At 43.2% G+C, this 17,914-nt stretch carries 16 protein-coding genes; 12 read left to right on the top strand and 4 right to left on the bottom strand.

The window, feature by feature from the left end; translation table 11 throughout:
• Positions 1 to 147 precede the first annotated feature (147 nt).
• The 5 genes from NYE35_RS02455 (at position 148) to NYE35_RS02435 (ending at position 4,685) form a co-directional block, all read left to right on the top strand.
• On the top strand, positions 148 to 1,197 hold the full coding sequence (locus tag NYE35_RS02455) for an ABC transporter substrate-binding protein (protein ID WP_076273109.1): 1,050 nt from the start codon (positions 148 to 150) through the stop codon (positions 1,195 to 1,197).
• Between the two features lie 745 nt (positions 1,198 to 1,942).
• A complete protein-coding gene (locus tag NYE35_RS02450) occupies positions 1,943 to 2,236 on the top strand; it encodes a thiamine-binding protein (protein ID WP_036682688.1) in 294 nt (97 codons plus the stop codon).
• Complete coding sequence (locus NYE35_RS02445) at positions 2,233 to 2,994, top strand: ABC transporter permease (RefSeq protein WP_036682669.1); 762 nt, start codon at positions 2,233 to 2,235, stop codon at positions 2,992 to 2,994. Before NYE35_RS02450 ends, NYE35_RS02445 begins: the two co-directional genes overlap by 4 nt.
• Positions 2,995 to 3,028: 34 nt before the next feature.
• Complete coding sequence (locus NYE35_RS02440; protein WP_076101297.1) at positions 3,029 to 3,862, top strand: ABC transporter ATP-binding protein; 834 nt, start codon at positions 3,029 to 3,031, stop codon at positions 3,860 to 3,862.
• A 229-nt stretch (positions 3,863 to 4,091) separates the two neighbouring features.
• Positions 4,092 to 4,685, top strand: a complete 594-nt coding sequence (locus tag NYE35_RS02435; RefSeq protein WP_341120088.1) for a hypothetical protein — start codon at positions 4,092 to 4,094, stop codon at positions 4,683 to 4,685.
• A 713-nt stretch (positions 4,686 to 5,398) separates the two neighbouring features.
• Here the strand turns inward: NYE35_RS02435 and NYE35_RS02430 are convergent.
• Both NYE35_RS02430 and NYE35_RS02425 read right to left on the bottom strand, forming a co-directional pair.
• A complete protein-coding gene (locus NYE35_RS02430) occupies positions 5,399 to 6,148 on the bottom strand; it encodes a WecB/TagA/CpsF family glycosyltransferase (RefSeq protein ID WP_038568435.1) in 750 nt (249 codons plus the stop codon).
• A gap of 386 nt (positions 6,149 to 6,534) precedes the next feature.
• Positions 6,535 to 7,416: a nucleotidyltransferase domain-containing protein gene (locus NYE35_RS02425; protein WP_038568432.1), complete on the bottom strand. Its 882-nt coding sequence runs from the start codon at positions 7,414 to 7,416 to the stop codon at positions 6,535 to 6,537.
• A gap of 187 nt (positions 7,417 to 7,603) precedes the next feature.
• Between NYE35_RS02425 and NYE35_RS02420 the strand changes: the two genes are divergently transcribed.
• Positions 7,604 to 8,650, top strand: a complete 1,047-nt coding sequence (locus NYE35_RS02420) for a YncE family protein (RefSeq protein ID WP_051491257.1) — start codon at positions 7,604 to 7,606, stop codon at positions 8,648 to 8,650.
• A gap of 47 nt (positions 8,651 to 8,697) precedes the next feature.
• On the opposite strand, the gene NYE35_RS02415 is transcribed toward NYE35_RS02420, so the two are convergent.
• The gene (locus NYE35_RS02415; protein WP_036682711.1) at positions 8,698 to 10,221 is read right to left on the bottom strand and encodes a DHA2 family efflux MFS transporter permease subunit; all 1,524 of its coding nucleotides are present in this window, start codon (positions 10,219 to 10,221) and stop codon (positions 8,698 to 8,700) included.
• Between the two features lie 205 nt (positions 10,222 to 10,426).
• Between NYE35_RS02415 and NYE35_RS02410 the strand changes: the two genes are divergently transcribed.
• The 5 genes from NYE35_RS02410 to NYE35_RS02390 all read left to right on the top strand — a co-directional run bounded on the left by NYE35_RS02410 (position 10,427) and on the right by NYE35_RS02390 (position 15,889).
• Positions 10,427 to 11,317, top strand: a complete 891-nt coding sequence (locus NYE35_RS02410) for a TetR/AcrR family transcriptional regulator (RefSeq protein WP_235219480.1) — start codon at positions 10,427 to 10,429, stop codon at positions 11,315 to 11,317.
• A 77-nt stretch (positions 11,318 to 11,394) separates the two neighbouring features.
• The gene (locus NYE35_RS02405) at positions 11,395 to 12,084 is read left to right on the top strand and encodes a response regulator transcription factor (protein WP_036682713.1); all 690 of its coding nucleotides are present in this window, start codon (positions 11,395 to 11,397) and stop codon (positions 12,082 to 12,084) included.
• Positions 12,081 to 13,085, top strand: a complete 1,005-nt coding sequence (locus tag NYE35_RS02400) for a sensor histidine kinase (protein ID WP_341120083.1) — start codon at positions 12,081 to 12,083, stop codon at positions 13,083 to 13,085. The genes NYE35_RS02405 and NYE35_RS02400 overlap by 4 nt, the downstream gene beginning before the upstream one ends.
• Positions 13,086 to 13,191: 106 nt before the next feature.
• Positions 13,192 to 13,953, top strand: coding sequence for an ABC transporter ATP-binding protein (locus tag NYE35_RS02395; protein WP_038568421.1), 762 nt, complete (start codon positions 13,192 to 13,194; stop codon positions 13,951 to 13,953).
• Complete coding sequence (locus NYE35_RS02390) at positions 13,943 to 15,889, top strand: FtsX-like permease family protein (RefSeq protein ID WP_038568418.1); 1,947 nt, start codon at positions 13,943 to 13,945, stop codon at positions 15,887 to 15,889. Before NYE35_RS02395 ends, NYE35_RS02390 begins: the two co-directional genes overlap by 11 nt.
• Before the next feature lie 164 nt (positions 15,890 to 16,053).
• On the opposite strand, the gene NYE35_RS02385 is transcribed toward NYE35_RS02390, so the two are convergent.
• Entirely contained in the window at positions 16,054 to 16,725 is a 672-nt protein-coding gene (locus NYE35_RS02385; RefSeq protein ID WP_076179680.1) for an O-methyltransferase, read from the bottom strand.
• 228 nt (positions 16,726 to 16,953) lie between these two features.
• Between NYE35_RS02385 and NYE35_RS02380 the strand changes: the two genes are divergently transcribed.
• On the top strand, positions 16,954 to 17,850 hold the full coding sequence (locus NYE35_RS02380) for a LysR family transcriptional regulator (RefSeq protein ID WP_076142320.1): 897 nt from the start codon (positions 16,954 to 16,956) through the stop codon (positions 17,848 to 17,850).
• Positions 17,851 to 17,914: the final 64 nt, after the last annotated feature.

Below are 17,914 nucleotides of genomic sequence, written 5' to 3'. Positions count from 1 at the left end.
ACTAACCTTGCGCCAAGCCAGCGTCCCGATCACTCGGGGCGCTTTTTTTGTAAGATCACTAAAAGATGTAGAAAAACGTACATACTACACTTTACGGTTCATGTTGTGAAGACGGGATTCTTGTAACCTTAAAGGAGAGAAGAAGACATGCACCTCAAAAAAGCACTTACGTTGTGCCTCACCTGTGTACTCATTCTTGCCATTGCCGGATGCGGCAGCAACAATGGGAATACAGCCGGAAACAAAGCAAATGCTACTGATCCAACTGCAGCGGCTGGGACGGATGCTCCAAAAGAGCTCACCAAAGTTAAAGTCGCACTCGACTGGACACCGAACACGAATCATACCGGTCTATACGTAGCTAAGGATCTTGGTTACTACGCTGAAGAAGGTCTGGACGTCGAAATCGTTCAACCAGGCGCAGCGGGTTCTGATACTATGGTTACTTCTGGCGAAGCCGCATTTGGCATCAGCGCGCAAGAAGGATTAACTCTAGCCCGTCTACAAGGCGTCCCCCTTGTCTCGATAGCAGCTATTATTCAGCATAATACATCGGGATTCGCCGCTCCAGTAGATCGCAATATTAAATCACCAAAGGATTTCGAAGGTAAAACCTACGGAGGCTGGGGCTCACCGGCCGAAGAAGCAGCCATGAAGGCTATCATGGATCCTGAAGGTGGCGATGTGAAAAAGGTGAAGTTGATCAGTATCGGTGAAGCTGATTATTTTACCGCCGTCAAACGTGACATTGATTTCGCCTGGATTTTCTACGCTTGGACTGGCGTTGAGGCTGAGTTGCGTGGCGAGCCATTGGATATGCTGTACTTAAAGGATTATGCGCCACAGCTCGATTATTACACGCCTGTGCTGACGACGAGTGAGAAGCAAATTGCAGATCATCCTGAGCTGGTGAAGGCCTTCATGAAAGCCACATCAAAAGGTTATCAATATGCCATTGATCATCCGGAAGAGGCTGCCGGTATGTTATCGAAGGCCGTTCCTGACCTGGACGCCGACCTTGTCCTAGCTAGCCAAAAATGGCTTAGCCCAAAATACAAGGACGATGCTGCCCGCTGGGGCGAGCAAAAAACCGAGGTCTGGCAAAATTACGGCGACTGGATGTATGATCTGAAGTTGCTGGATAAACCGCTGGATGCTGCTAGTGCATTCAGTAATGATTTTTTACCGGCGGAATAGAGAGCGGACTTCAGAACCAAGAAGGTTGGACGTCACTTGAGGAAGGAGGAACGGAGCGTAGTGATGTGCTACGTGAGTACCGGACTTCCCAAGTTCGTTCAAGATTCGATGTCGAGTTTGCTTCCTGAGTTACTTCGTTATCAAAGTTGGCTTTTTGAACTTACCTTATAATTTAAGAGTTCAAAAAGTCGGCTTTCAGAACCAAGAAGGTTGGACGTTACTTGAGGAAGGAGGAACGGAGCGTAGTGATGTGCTACGTGAGTACCGGACTTCCCAAGTTCGTTCAAGATTCGATGTCGAGTTTGCTTCCTGAGTTACTTCGTTATCAAAGTTGGCTTTTTGAACTTAACTTATAATTTAAGAGTTCAAAAAGACGGCTTTCAGAACCAAGAAGGTTGGACGTTACTTGAGGAAGGAGGAACGGAGCGTAGTGATGTGCTACGTGAGTACCGGACTTCCCAAGTTCGTTCAAGATTCGACGTCGAGTTTGCTTCCTGAGTTACTTTGTTATCAAAGTTGGCTTTTTGAACTTAACTTATAATTTAAGAGTTCAAAAAGACGGCTTTCAGAACCAAGAAGGTTGGACGTTACTTGAGGAAGGAGGAACGGAGCGTAGTGATGTGCTACGTGAGTACCGGACTTCCCAAGTTCGTTCAAGATTCGACGTCGAGTTTGCTTCCTGAATTACTTCGTTATCAAAGTTGGCTTTTTGAACTTACCATATAAAATGAGAGGATTGATTATTGTGGCTAACACCCTACTAAGCATTCAAGTAATTCCAAAAACTCCGAACAATGAGGATTCCATCCCATACGTAGATAAAGCGATTGAGGTCATTCAAAAATCCGGTGTTAAACATCAGGTGAATCCGCTGGAAACCACAATGGAAGGTGAGCTTAGCGAGCTGCTGGAGGTTGTGCGTCAGATGCAAGAGGCGTTGATCGAAGCAGGCAGTCCAAGCGTAATTTCGCAGATCAAAATCGCTCATAATCCTAACGGAATCAGCATGGATAAATTGACGGAGAAATATCGGCCGTGAGATCGACCTGGAAGCTAATATGGCCGCCCCTTGTGGCGGTCGTCTTCTTTTTAACCGTATGGCAGCTATCTGTATCTGTATTTCATATTGAATCCTGGATTCTGCCGAGTCCTGCTGATATTGCCCGTGAATCCACCAGTAACGCTTCTGGTCTTTGGGCTCATACGATGGCTACGCTGCGGCTCACTTTAATTGGTTTTCCCATCGGTACGGGGGTAGGTCTGATCGTCGCTTTGCTTTTGCATCTCTTGCCTTGGGCTAGACGGGCTTTTTATCCACTCATTATTCTGAGTCAAAATGTTCCCTCCATCGCGCTCGGCCCCCTACTCATTATCTGGTTCGGCTTTGGTCTTTTGCCCAAAATCGTGCTGATTACACTAGTATGTTTCTTCCCGGTAGCTGTCGCTGCGATGGGCGGCCTGGCCCAAAGTGATCAGGTCATGATGAATTATATGAAAATGGCTGGCGCAAGCAAGTGGCAAATCTTCACCAAGCTGGAGCTACCCTCTTCTATCCCGGCACTATTTTCCGGTGTAAAAATATCTGCTACTTATGCGGTTATGGGCGCCGTGGTCGCTGAATGGATTGGCGCGGATAAAGGTATCGGCTATTATATGCTTCTGCAGAAATCCGCTTATCGTACGGATCGGATGTTTGTCGCTATTGTTATTATTGTACTTTTAAGTCTTGTACTCTTTGCTATTATTGCATTGTTGGAAAAATGGCTGGTTCGCTGGAAGCCGCGCCGTAACTCATAGAAAGGAAGATGCCTGTATGTCTCAAGCGACGCAAATGCAACACAGAACAACAGAAGTTATAAGCTCCCCTGAAGCTCATACCGTGGCACCCGCCCTTGAAGTGAGCGGCATCTCCAAATCTTTTTTCCATCGTCGCCGTAAGACAAAAGTTCTGAATAATGTCTCTCTCAAGGTAGAGCAACAAGAATTCGTTTCGATCGTTGGTCCTTCCGGCTGCGGAAAAAGCACCTTATTCCATATGATTGGCGGCCTTGTGAAACCCGATGCAGGCACGATCCGCATGAACGGTAAGGTCGTTACAGGTCAACGCGGTGAAATTAGTTATATGCCGCAGCAGCCTGCTCTTTTTCCTTGGCGTACGATTGAGGATAATGTGCTGCTTGCTGGGGAGATCAAGGGCGCACTGCGGGATGGAGCCCGCGAGGAAGCACGCCAGTGGCTTGCCAAGGTTGGGTTAAGCGGGTTCGAACATGCTTATCCGCATATGCTGTCTGGCGGGATGCAGCAGCGTGCAGCTTTTCTCAGAGCATTGCTCGCTCCGCAGGAGCTAATGTTGCTGGATGAACCTTTCAGCGCACTCGATGCACTAACTCGCAGTGAAATGCAGCGCTGGCTGCTTGAGCTGTGGGAAGAGAATCGCCGCTCTGTGCTGTTCATTACTCACAACATCGAAGAAGCGTTGCTGCTCTCTAATCGTATCTATGTATTTTCCGGCCGCCCCGGCTCCATCCTGCATACAGTCGATGTGCCGTTTCCGCGGCCACGCCGTGATGAGATTACGGACTCTCCCGAGTTCCTTAAGCTCAAACGCCAGTTGTCACAGTGGATGCGAGAGGAACAAGCTAAAAATAGGCAGCCGCTAGCTTAATCGCTAAGCACTGTAAACTGATATCGCTGGTATAGCGGTGTCAGTTATTTATTTGCAGCGATAAATTCCCTAACATATTTACAATTGGTGCGGATGTATCTGCTCATTTAACAAATTTCACTCATCATAGTAGGGATCACATTAAATGTGTGGCGAAAACGGCCTCCGTGTTGGTAATGGATAGTAACCGGGTTGGGCTGGGGACATTTACGGGATTTATACCGTTGATTTGTTTCGTTGGGCCGGATTCGGCTCATTCTACGGGATTTATACCGTTGATTTGCTGCTTCGGGCCAGGTTCGGCTCATTCTACGGGATTTATACCGTTGATTTGTTTCGTCGGGCCGGATTCGGCTCATTCTACGGGATTTTTACCGTTAATTTGCTGCTTCGGGCCGGATTCGGCTCATTCTGCGGGATTTATACCGTTGATTTGCTGCTTCGAGCCAGACTCGGCTCATTCTACGGGATTTATACCGTTGATTTGCTTCGTCGGGCCGGACTCGGCTCATTCTACGGGATTTATACCGTTGATTTGCTTCGTCGGACCGGATTCGGCTCATTCTACGGGATTTATACCGTTGATTTGCCTCTTCGGGCCGGATTCGGCTCATTCTACGGGATTTATACCGTTGATTTGTTTCGTCGGGCCGGATTCGGCTCATTCTGCGGGATTTATACCGTTGATTTGCTGCTTCGGGCCAGATTCGGCTCATTCTACGGGATTTATACCGTTGATTTGCTGCTTCGGACCGGATTCGGCTCATTCTACGGGATATATACCGTTGATTTGCTGCTTCGGGCTGAATTGCACCCGATCTAGGGCATTTTTGCCTTTCTTTTACCACTTCGGGCGGAATCGCACCGATTCTAGGGCATTTTTTCCTTTCTTTTGCCTCTTCGGGCGGAATTCCAGTGACTCAAGGGAATTTATCCCCTTATTGTACCCCTTTAGCTTTTAGCTTGAATTAAATACGAGGCTATGGCATCAACCAGAATCGGTGTTGTTTATTATTATTAATTTGTTTAAAGGTCACAACTATAGTCGCACTTACATTCTACTCGCTACTCTTACACTTACTCCCACTACTCACTTTTACTCCTACTCCTTACCTCAATCCCACTACTCACTTTTACTCCTACTCCCTACCTCAATCCCACTACTCACTTTTACTCCTACTCCTTACCTCAATCCTACTACTCACTTTTACTCCTACTCCTTACCTCAATCCCACTACTTACTCTTGCCCCTACTCCTTACCTCAATCCTACTACTCACTTTTACTCCTACTCCTTACCTCAATCCCACTACTTACTCTTGCCCCTACTCCTTACCTCAATCCCACTACTTACTCTTGCCCCTACTCCTTACCTCACTCCCACTAACCACTATTACTCTTCCCCCTACTCCTCACCTCACTCCCACTAACCACTATTACTCTTCCCCTTACTCCTTACTTCCTACTCTCACACCTGCCTCCTCTTCCTCTCACACCAACCGAACCAAAAAAGGCCCCCATAAACGAGGCCTTTTCTTCATTTCTTAATCATAGCTCGGAACACGAATTTGGGCAGAACTGCCTGTCTGCGCCATCGCGACTTTTGTCCCTTCGCAACTGGAGCGAACAAAAGTCGATGCAACCACTCCAGATTGAGTTTTTTCCATAGCGCTGGTGCAGGAGTAACTTTTCCCGCTATTACATCCAAGCTGCCCCCCACGCCAAAAACAACTTTTACCTGCGTAAGCTCCTGTTTGTGCTTATATACCCATTTGTCAGAGTATGGCGCCCCCATCGCAACGATCAGAAAATCCGGCTGTGCACGCTGAATCTCTGCTACAATGGCAGGCTCCTCTTCCTTGGTAAGAAAACCATTATGTCTTCCTGCAATCTTCACATTCGAATATAACTCCGTGATCTTTTCGACCGCTTTACAACTGGTAAGCTCATCTGTTCCCAAGAAATAAAAACTCCATCCCAAGCTATTTCCTTGCTCCAAAAGCTCAAGAAGCAGCTCATATCCAGTTACCCTCTCAGCAATAGGATCGCCTTTTCTTTTTGAAGCCATCACAATGCCAATCCCGTCAGGAGTGATTAAATCCGCTTCTTGAAGTATGGTTCGTAGCAACTCGTCCGATTGACTTGTTATCGTAATTTCCGGGTTAGCCGTGATCAAATGGAAAAGTTTCGGTTCTCCGGATTGAATATGTTTTGTTAGATGAAGTGTTGTCTCATGTAGTGTTAGTTTTGAAAAGGGAACTCCTAATATTGAAACTGTCCCGTCCATATAATCACCTCTCACTAAAATTTCACTTCAATATACCTTACCATAATCAAGAGGAGGAAGGGGGGGCATTTAAGTTACTTAATCACTACAGCCACTCACCCAAACACTATAGCCACTTCAACCACCCGACCATTCCACCACCCTAGCCACCACAGCTACTACGCTACTACAGCCACTACGCTACTACAGCCACTATAGTCCACCATAGCTTCACCTCATAATAACCATTTCACTCCCTCCGCCACCTCTCCAGCCACCACAGCTACTACGCTACTACAGCCACCACAGTCCACCATAGCTTCACCTCACAATAACCACTTCACTCCCTCCGCCACCTCTCCAACCACCCCAACCACTCAACCACTACACTCACCCTATAGCTCCATTCACTCCTCCATAAACTTCCACCACTCTACTAACCAAGGTTCATCGATCCCCCGCATGCGGAATTCCTTTACAAGTATCTTCCGGAAACGTTTTTCCATTTTGACAAAGTTATTATCCTCTTGGTACATAGGGGCAAAGGATTCATCATCTCTAATAAAACTCCAAAAATCGCCCGCACACTCCGTAATCTTTCGTCCGACAGTCGTTTGTTTGGCTACAGGTACCAGCCATTTGTCGTAGGGGTAGGGATAACCTTCAATAGTAATGGCACAGCGTAATGCTTCTTTATAAAGAGAAACCGCTAAAAATAAAATAGGAAAGGCATCGCCACGCACTACAGGATTATCTAAGCTTTTGGCATAACTTCTTAACTGTATGTATGAATTCTTACGAAATCTCATTAGAACTTCAGGTTGGAGGGGCACATAGGCATCAAAAAGTGACTTTACATCCAATCGGTCATAGTAGATATAAGAAACAGAAGCATTCCACAGCCATTCCATACTTCCGCTCATTAACGCCGCTTTGATTTCTGATATTTTATGCAGTGTGTAATGTCCGGACTTGCCGCTGGGAAGTCGTAAATCCATAAAAAAACTACTTTGCTCCGGGATCAACCCCGCTTGCTCGAACCGATGATTAATGCTGCTATAATACTCGTCCTGACAAATAATGATTACATCCACATCCGACTGCTCATCCACCACACCAAGTGCGGTCGATCCATCAAGGAGAATACTTACCCGCTGACTCTCCTCTTTCATTAACGGATGATTTAGAATTTCTTGCGTGATATACTGCCCAATTTCCTCTAACAATTCACTATGAAGCTGCGTCTTATCAGGTGTTAATAAAATATCCGACAACACTGATTTCACCATCTCAACCCCAACCTCCAATCAATCTCAATTTTTCAAAAAAAATAAAACGCTTACACATAACCTAATATTTGGATAATGGAGTACCATTCTACACTCCTAATATATATCTTGCAAGGATAAATGAAGTACCCTTTTGCCTAAGCCTAAATATAATGAAGTATCTATTTACTTGGAAAGGGGTAAAAGCATGGCGCAGCCAAAAGTGATTGCTACAGTCCGCTCTGCCGGACCGATCGGAGATATAAAAGTAAATGTCGTCACGAATCGAGTATACTTTGTAAACCCAGACACCGAGGCTGGAACTATCGGGGTATTGGAGGGCAGAACTAATCGCATTATCGCTCGGATCCCTGTAGGAAGACTGCCGTCTCAGCTCGGAATCAACCCCCAAACCAACCGGATTTATGTACCTAACTTCCGTGACGAAAATGTCTCTGTCATAAACGGGCGGACAAACCAGGTAATCAAAACTGTCAAAGTAGGCCGATTCCCAGACAATATCGGAGTGAATGTTCTAACCAATCTGATTTATGTAACTAGCGCATTCGGAACCCTATTCGTCATAGACGGGAAAACAAATCAGGTCCGCAAAAAGATTGAAATCGGTGGACGCCCTTCCAGAATCGTTATCAATGAGCTTACAAACCGTGTCTATGTGACCAATACAGCAAATGATAGCGTCACCGTCATTAACGGAACTACACAGGCTATCATTGCGACAATAAAAGTCGGAAGTAACCCCGTGATAGCGCCAGCACTTAATAAAATTACCAATCGTATTTATGTCGCTAATAACTTAAGCCGGTTTCTTTCTGTGATCAATGGCCGAACCAACAAATTGTTGCGTAATGTACAGCTGGGACGTCTGCAAAGCGAGGTCGTTATAAATCCCCTGACGAACCGTATTTTTGTTTCAAGTGCACAAGTTGAAGGTAAAGGAAAGCTATTCGTCATCAATGGAAATAACAACAAAATCATTACAACAAAGGTTCTTCCTACTTCCTCCAACATAACCATTAACCCGAATACAAATCATTTATTTGTTGGTAATTTCGATAAAAATCATATGTCCGTTTATAACGCCACCACGTTTAAACGGCTCGCAAGATTCCCCTCTGTATCAGGCAGTACTGTGCTAAACCCGCTCACAAATAGAATTTATGTAGGTGGAAACGACTCCATAACGGTCATTCAGGATGGCCCAAGACTCACTCAGAGCTCTATTTTTAATTAAGACAAAAAAGACGCCCACCACAGGTGAGCGTCTTTCTGCATAGCAAATTACATCGATCTAGCGGATGAAACTTGTTTAACAGCCACTTTTTCTTCGACTGTTTCTGTATCCTTAGGCTGTATCCCTCTTTTTATGAAGAAAGCTAGGATAAAGGCAATGATGGCTACGCCTACTGACACTAAGAACGCATCGTTAATTCCTTCGATCGTTGCTTTTGCGATGACTTGGTTTTGAATACCAAGCAATTGCTCTGCAGAAGGTTTAGCCGTTAATTTACTCACAGCTTCTGCTACCATATCTTTGACATGTGAAGTGGTACTGTTAGACATAATCGTTACAAGCAGCGCCCCGCCAATCGCTCCGGAGACTTGCTGAATCGTACTGTTCATGGCTGTACCATGCGGTGTATATTTAGCCGGGATGGAGTTCAGACCATTGGTCATCACAGGCATCATAACCATTGAAATCCCGAACATTCTCACAGAATACAAAATCATAAGTGTCGAATATTTCGTTGTTTCAGTTAGATCACTAAAGAAATACGTACTGATCACTACGATAGCCAGACCCATTAACGCCAAGACTTTGCCGCCGAATTTATCGAACAATTTACCTGTGATTGGAGACATAACCCCCATAATCAATGCACCAGGCAACATTAGGAGTCCCGAATCCAGAGGTGAAATGCCTCTAATATTTTGCAGGTAAATCGGCATTAACATCATCGCTGAGAACATCGCCATATTCAGTGTAATCGAAATCGCTGAGGATAAAGCGAACATCGGATATTTGTACACTCTGAAGTTAAGCATAGGCTCCTTCATTCTCATCTGGCGCATTATGAATATCACTAAACCAATAACCCCGATAATAAGGGTGGAGTAGACCATTGGATCATCCCATCCTTTATTCCCAGCGGAACTGAAGCCGTATAGAAGACCCCCGAACCCAATCGCTGATAGAACTACAGATAGAATATCGATTTTAATAGCCACATCTTTTTTAGGATCATGCAGTTTGAAGAAGGCAAGAATGAACACCAATACGGCGATAGGTGCAATCATAAAGAACAGCACAGGCCATTCATAATGCTGAATAATCCATCCTGACAGTGTAGGACCAATGGCTGGTGCAAAAATCATAACCAAACCAAACATCCCCATGGCCGAGCCGCGTTTTTCAGGTGGAAATGTGGTAAACAATACATTCATTAATAATGGCATCATAATTGCGGCCCCTGAGGCTTGGACCATTCTCGCAATCAATAATACAGGGAAACTTGGAGCAAAGCCTCCAATAAAGGTCCCTATTGCAAATAATCCAATGGCGATTAAGAATAATCGTCTCGCTGTATACTTTTGAATTAAAAAGGCCGTTGAAGGAATCATGATCCCGTTCACTAGCATATAACCCGTCGATAGCCACTGTACCGTTGAGGCACTGACATCAAAATCCTTCATAATCGATGGTAAAGCTATATTGAGTAGTGTATTACTTAGTAAAGCAACAAATGCACCAATCATAAGGATTGCCAAAATCCCATAGGACGCTTTACTTTCTTTCGTTTTCATTTTGGAACCCTCCATTCTATAATCATACCGTCGGTTCAAATTTGAACTTATGTTACAATGTAGAATATATTACTCTTATATTTACTGCTTGGCAAGTCAGAATTCATTTAAAAACTAAATTGTATTAAGTGGAAATATAAGCTAGTCTATTCTACGTGAAGTGTTTTTTTTGCACAAAAGAGTCCAGCTTAAAGGGGCACCTAAGATGATAAATAAACGGAAAGAGCAAGTAATTCAAAAAGCACATGAATTATTTATTGAAAAAGGCTACCACGCCACATCCATACAGGACATTCTGAATCACAGCCGGATCTCCAAAGGATCTTTTTATAATTATTTCCCTTCCAAAGGGGATCTCTTTAAAGCTGTATTCACCTCTATTCATGACCAGCTGGAAGAAGGCAGAAATGGCCTGCTCATTGGCCAGGACCCCTCTGACATTGATATATTCGCTAAACAAGTTCAACTGGTTATGAAAATCAATAAGAAAAATAAATTGTTGCAGCTGGTTGAAGATGCCCTGGTCTCCAATGATCCGGACTTAATTACGTTCATCAAAAAAACTAAATTCACCTTATTAACCTGGGTGCATGAACGTTTCCTGCATATATTTTCTGAAGATAAGAAGCCCTATCTACTGGATGGAGCCATCATTTTCACAGGCATCTTGCAACATATGCTGCAAATTAACAGTGCCATGAATGAAGTCATTACCTCTCAACAAATCATTAATTATTGCACTACTCTTATCCAGACGATTGTTGAGGATGTAAGCGAAAAAGGAATCCAGCTTATCTCCCCCGATCATGTAGGGAAACTATTACCTGTAGCCGAATACACTGATTTTTTTAATAATGATTTATCGTTTGCGACCGTGAGCTTAAAAAAAATCATAGATAAATCATTCGCCGCTGATGATCCTAACCTGTCCAATGCACTAAAGCTGTTATATTTTATCCAAGAAGAGATCATGAACAACAAGGAACCAAGAGAGTTCTTAATCGAAAGCGCCCTGCTCTCCTTGAAAATGTGCCCTCAATTTAATGAAACGAAGGAATTTGCGCATTATCAGACAGTGTTATCTGCAATGCTCTAAGCACAATCAAAGTATGGCTTCAATCGTTTAAGCGTATTCTAAACGCAAGGTACGAAACTAAAAGTGTGGTGACCGATTTGTTCAAGCTTTTATTAATCGAAGATGATACAACGCTGTTTAATGAGATCAAAGAGCGGCTTACGCAGTGGTCTTATGATGTATATGGCATTCAAGATTTCAACAATGTTACACAGGAATTCACGGAAATCAAACCTGATTTAGTGATAATTGATATCCAATTACCCAAATTCGATGGATTTCATTGGTGCAGAATGATTCGCTCTCACTCTAACCTGCCGATTATCTTCTTATCCTCCCGGGATCATCCGACAGATATGGTGATGTCCATGCAGCTGGGAGCCGATGATTATATCCAAAAGCCCTTCCATTTCGATGTACTCATTGCCAAGGTGCAAGCCATTCTCCGACGTGTGTACAATTACAATTCGGATAACATTGAACTCAAAACGTGGTGCGGAGCTACCGTCGATTATGAGCGGAATTCAGTGACCAACGACACGGGATCGATTGAGCTTACCAAAAATGAGATTTTCATATTGAAATTACTCATTGAGAAAAAGAATAAAATTGTCACCCGCGAGGAATTAATTAATAGCTTATGGGACGATAAGCGCTTTATTAGTGATAACACCCTCACCGTCAACGTAAATCGGCTGCGCAAAAAGCTGGACGAGCTTGAATTAGGGGCGTTTATTGAGACGAAGGTTGGACAAGGGTACGTAGCCATTGAAGAGGATTGTCTATGATAAAAAAGTACCTGCTCGAAAGACTCGGTTGGATTCTGCTCTTTCTCTTTGTACATCTATTTATGCTCTTTATCACCTTTATGGACCCGACCATCCCCCTGTCTTCAGTGCTCTATCTGATCTCTTTATCGATGATTTTTTTCGTAATTTTCCTAGTCATTCGCTATCCTAAGGAAACCAGATTTTATAAAAGCCTGAATGAGCGGGACGATGATCTCGATCTGACAAGTATCGCTCTTGCCGAAAGTCCTTTTGAGAAAATCATCGAAGAGAGCATCACCAACCAAGTGAAACTGTTAAAGAGTACTGCTTCAGACAATCTAATGAACTTGGAGCAAGAGAAGGATGAGCTGTTATCCTGGATTCATGAAGTGAAGACTCCACTGACCGCAATGCATCTAATGATTGAACGTATAGAAGATGATGTTATGAAGAGGCACTTGACCTATGAGTGGCTGCGTATTCATCTGCTGCTGGATCAGCAGCTCCACCAAAGACGGATACCCTTTATTGAAAACGATCTGTATATGGAGCAAATCGATATAGAAACGCTTATTTTTAGTGAGATTAAGACGTTACAGTCTTGGTGTATTCAGAAGGGAATCGGCTTTGAGTTGCACTTAGAAGCTGCTGAAGTGCTTAGTGATGCTAAATGGCTGGCTTTTATCCTCAGACAACTACTAACCAACGCCGTAAAATATAGTGAAGCTTCTGATATTACAGTGAATAGCTACCAGCAAGCTGAACATATCGTTCTTGAGGTGAAGGATTCCGGGCGCGGGATAGATCCGAAGGACCTGCCGCGCATCTTCGATAGAGGGTTTACTTCCACTACTGTACATCGCGACAATGCAGCCACAGGCATGGGCTTATATTTAGCTCAGAAAGCAGCTCAATCCTTACTCATCAGCATCGGAGTTCAATCCAAGCTTGGAGCGGGATCAACATTTACTCTAACCTTCCCACTCAAAAATGAATTCGTTAAAATCTCAAGCATGTGACAACAATGTCACATGCTTTTATATTTTGTTCGGGCAATCGCAGGATAAGAACAATAAACTTTTTTATAATAAGGCTATACAAGAAGAAACGAAGGAGTGAATCATTATGGCAATTCTAGAAGCTACTAAAATTCATAAAAGCTATGGCAATAAATTAAACAAACAATCCGTGTTAAGCGGACTCGATATTCGTATAGAAGAAGGCGAATTCGTTGGCATCATGGGGCCTTCCGGTTCAGGTAAAACAACCCTACTCAACGTACTCTCGTCGATCGACAAAATCAGCAACGGATCTATTACCATTGAGGGCAATGAAATCTCCAATATGAAAGAGAAGCAGCTCGCGGAATTTCGCAAAAATCATTTAGGTTTTATTTTTCAAGAATATAATCTCTTGGACACACTGACGGTAAAGGAGAATATCCTGCTGCCACTATCCATTACCAATACACCCAAGAAAGCCGCCAATCAGAAATTCGAAAGTCTCGCAAAGGAATTGGGGATTTTGGAATTAAAAAATAAGTACCCCAATGAAATCTCTGGCGGTCAAAAACAACGTACCTCAGCAGCTCGTGCCTTCATTCATGATCCAAGTATTATTTTTGCTGATGAGCCTACCGGGGCGCTGGATTCTAAATCCGCTTCTGATTTATTAAATAAGCTAAGTGAACTCAATCAAAAACGAAAAGCAACTATCGTTATGGTTACACATGATCCAGTGGCTGCCAGTTATTGCAGTAGAGTTATTTTTATAAAAGATGGAAAAATCTATACGCAGCTAAATAAAGGAGAACAATCAAGACAAGTTTTCTTCAACGACATTATAAAAACACAGGGTGTATTAGGCGGTGTGCAGAATGAGCATTAATGTATTAATGATTCGAAATCTGCGAAAAAACATTCGAAATTACTACCTATACGTGTTTGCGCTAGTTTTTAGTGTGGCCTTATATTTCGCCTTTGTCACCTTGCAATATGATCCCTCGATGGATGAGCTGGAAAGCTCTATCAAAGGGGGCGCAGCAATCATGGCTGCCTCGATTTTACTAGTCGTAATTGTCTCTATTTTCCTGTTATATGCTAATACGATCTTCATCAAACGACGCGGTAAAGAAATTGGCTTATTTCAGTTAATTGGAATGACCAAAAATAAAATCTTCCGCATTCTTTCGGCAGAGAACTTTATTCTGTATTTCGGTTCCTTGGTCCTGGGGATATTGGTTGGCTTTTCTATCTCAAAATTAATCCTCATGATCTTATTTAAGATAATGGGGGTCGATGCTATAGCCTCCCTTCATTTCTCTATCGAAGCTTTGATTCAGACGTTGATCGTATTCTGTGTGATTTATCTTTTGATCATGCTGATGAATTATGGATTTATTAAAAGACAAAGTATTTTATCCTTGTTCCGGGTGACCTCAACAACAGAAGGTACAGTGAAAAAGTTATCCTTCTTTGAAATGATCATAGGGATTGTCGGAATTGGCCTAATCCTACTGGGCTATGTGCTCTCCTCTAAATTACTTACCGAAGACGTAACCTCAATGAATCAATTGGCTATATCCATGATTACTATTTTGGGATCCGTCATTATTGGGACCTATCTATTTTATAAAGGCTCGGTAAGTTTTATTTTTCATATCATTCGTAAGCGGAAAAACGGCTATCTGAACATTAGAGAGGTTCTATCTCTTTCCTCCATTATGTTTCGCATGAAATCCAATGCCGTATTATTAACCATCATTACAACGGTATCGGCACTAGCGCTGGGTTTATTATCCCTTAGCTACATTTCCTTTTACTCTGCTGAGAAAACTTCCAAGCAATATGTCCCAACGGATTTTGTATTCACGAATGCCCAAGAGGCTGAACAATTTACAAAGATCCTAACGGCAAATGATTTAGTATTTACAGAAAGAAGGACCCAAGTCCTTCAGGTCGATGTAGATGTTGAAGAGATTCTTGTTAAAAAACCGGACGGAGACAATATGTTTTCAAATATTATGACCCTGGCGGTCATAAGTGAAAATGCACTTGAAGACGTTGATCTAACTCCAGATAAAGCTTATTTCACGAAATCAAGCAGTACATTGGATAATTTTGTTACTATGAAAGATAAAGGTGCGATTGAACTCAAAGGGTTACATGAGGTTTTTCCGCAGGATTATAAAAGATTAGATATCGAAAGTCCCATTTCAGGGTATTACACAGGTGGTGGCTTACCGGTTGCGGTTGTAGACGAATCGATCTTTAAGCGCTTAAAGAAGGATTTAGATCCTGCCCTTCAAAGAGGATCCTCCCTTAATATCGGGATTGATATGAAAGTCCGGGCCAGCGTTGAACAGGCAAATGAACTTTTCAAGACCTTAAAATTTGATGAGAATAACAAACAAGACTCTCAATTAGAGTCGATAAAAGGTCAAAAACAAAATATGGGACTCATTATGTTTATCGTTGCTTTTCTGGGGTTAACCTTCTTGATTACCTCCGGATGTATTCTATACTTTAAACAAATGGATGAAAGTGAAAATGAAAAACCTAACTACACCATTCTGAGAAAGCTTGGATTCACGCAAGGTGATCTGCTCAGAGGTATACAGATGAAACAATTGTTCAACTTCGGTATTCCATTAGTCATAGGTCTGCTTCACAGCTACTTCGCCGTTAAATCCGGCTGGTTCTTATTCGGCACAGAGCTTTGGACACCGATGATTCTGGTGATGCTGTTATACACTGCTTTGTATTCGATCTTTGCAATATTGTCCGTCTTCTATTACAAAAAGGTGATTAAAGAGGCGCTTTAAAATAACGAAGGTGTTCCTAAATCCATCATGGCTTAGGGACACCTTTGTTTGATTTGATATCATTTACAGGTAGGAGGCACCGGCATCTATCGGACACAGATGAACCTCTTTCTAAGCAAAAGCGTCACTGGGGTCCGTAACGCTCAGAGGACCTGTGGAATCCCTCAGCTATTCACAATCCCCAATACAAATCCATCATAACCTTTGCTTCCCACCGTCTGAATGGCAGTAGCCGAAATTCTAGACTCTTCAGCCAACAGATCATAGAATTCCCGTACGCCTACTACACGAGCGTCTTCGCTATTCTCATTAATGACCTCACCTTCACGAATCACATTATCTCCAAGGATCACCGATCCGGGCTGGGAGAATTGCAGCGCCCACTTTAAATAGTTAGGATTATTCGGTTTATCGGCATCTATAAAAATAAAGTCGAAGGGTTCAACGCCCTCTTGTTTCATCTGAGACAGTTGCTCTAATGCATCCCCTACACGAAGCTCTACCAGATGATCCACCTCGGCAAGCGATAGATTAGCTTTAGCTACCTGCGCATGGATGGGATCCAGCTCCAAGGTAACTATCTGTCCGTCAGACGGCAGGGCTCTTGCCATCCAAATCGTACTGTACCCGCCCAAGGTGCCAATCTCCAAAATCCGGCGTGCACCTTTCATTTGCACCAGTAGATTCAGGAATTTCCCCTGACTGGGCGAAACATCAAAGGGCGGCAGCCCTGCCTGTTGATTGGTGACCAACACTTCTTCCAACACAGAGTCCTGTGGAATCAGGCGCTCTGTAATATACTGATCGACTTTATCCCAAGTAGTCGTTTGATTCATATTTATCACTTCTCCTTTAGTATTTGTTCATGGTTGAAATCCGGAGACAAAGGCGATCGCTACGCTCCTACAGTTCCAAACCTCCTCTCCATTACTCCTTTCCCTAATCTCATTTTTCCAAGTTCATCTTTATATCTGTATTGTAAATCAGTTATAATCATAAATATAATATATCTTTAAGTCTAATTTATATATTTAATATATGAATCAGAGAATGGGAGTTTAACCATGAACCTACATGCCTTACGCTTATTCCATGTAATCGCATCGACAGGCAGTGTGACACGCGCTTCAGAAATTTTAAATATAAGTCAGCCTGCCATCACTGCGCAGATTAAGAAGTTCGAAAAAGAACTGTCCTTTACCCTATTTAAACCTCAAGGCAGAGGAATCGCTTTAACGGATGCTGGGGAAGAGCTTACTCTACTCGCCAAGCGACTGTTCGCCGTAGAACAACAAATTGAGCAATTCACTCAAGATTATGTTAACGGCACTAACGGAAGTATCCGTCTAGCCGCAACGTATTTGCCTGCTCACTTTCTCATTCCTACCTGGATTGCAAAGTTTAAGCAACAATATGAACAAGTGGAGATGATGATCACCACTACCAACTCAAGTGATGCCCTCAAGCAGCTGTTAAATGTAGACGTGGATATAGCTATTTATGGAGGAATCGCCGAGGCTTATCCAGATACAATCCAGACAGAGGAGTTATTTCAGGACGAGTTATGGTTTGTAGTCGCACCCGATCATCGTTATGCCAATCAGCAAGTTTCTCTATCCGAAATGATGAAGGAACCCTTTGTTATGCGTGAAAAAGGAAGTTCAACGCGGGAGCGATTATTATCTTTATGCCGCACATACAACACACCCGCTCCTATCATCTCTTTGCAATTTAATGGACTACATGAAGCCATCAAAGCCGTTATCGCCGGATATGGTGCAAACTTCGTTTCTTCATTAGTCGTACGCAAATATGTAGAGCGTGGAGAATTGTGCCGAGTATATGTAGAAGGAATCCATCTGAAGAACACCATTGCGATCTGTACACGTAAAAATGAGCCCTTATCAGCAGCCGCAGTGAATTTAATTGAGATGATTCGTCACAATCCTTATACGATATAGCGGAATGATCGCTCATTCCCAACAAAAGAGGCCTTCCCTTTCGGGAAAGCCTCAAAGTTTCTTT

This window comes from Paenibacillus sp. FSL L8-0494 (assembly GCF_038003695.1).
In the GTDB taxonomy this organism is placed as follows: Bacteria; Bacillota; Bacilli; order Paenibacillales; family Paenibacillaceae; genus Paenibacillus_AQ; species Paenibacillus_AQ odorifer.
Note: the sequence above shows the minus strand (reverse complement) of the source record. Positions and strands in the feature narration are given on the sequence as shown.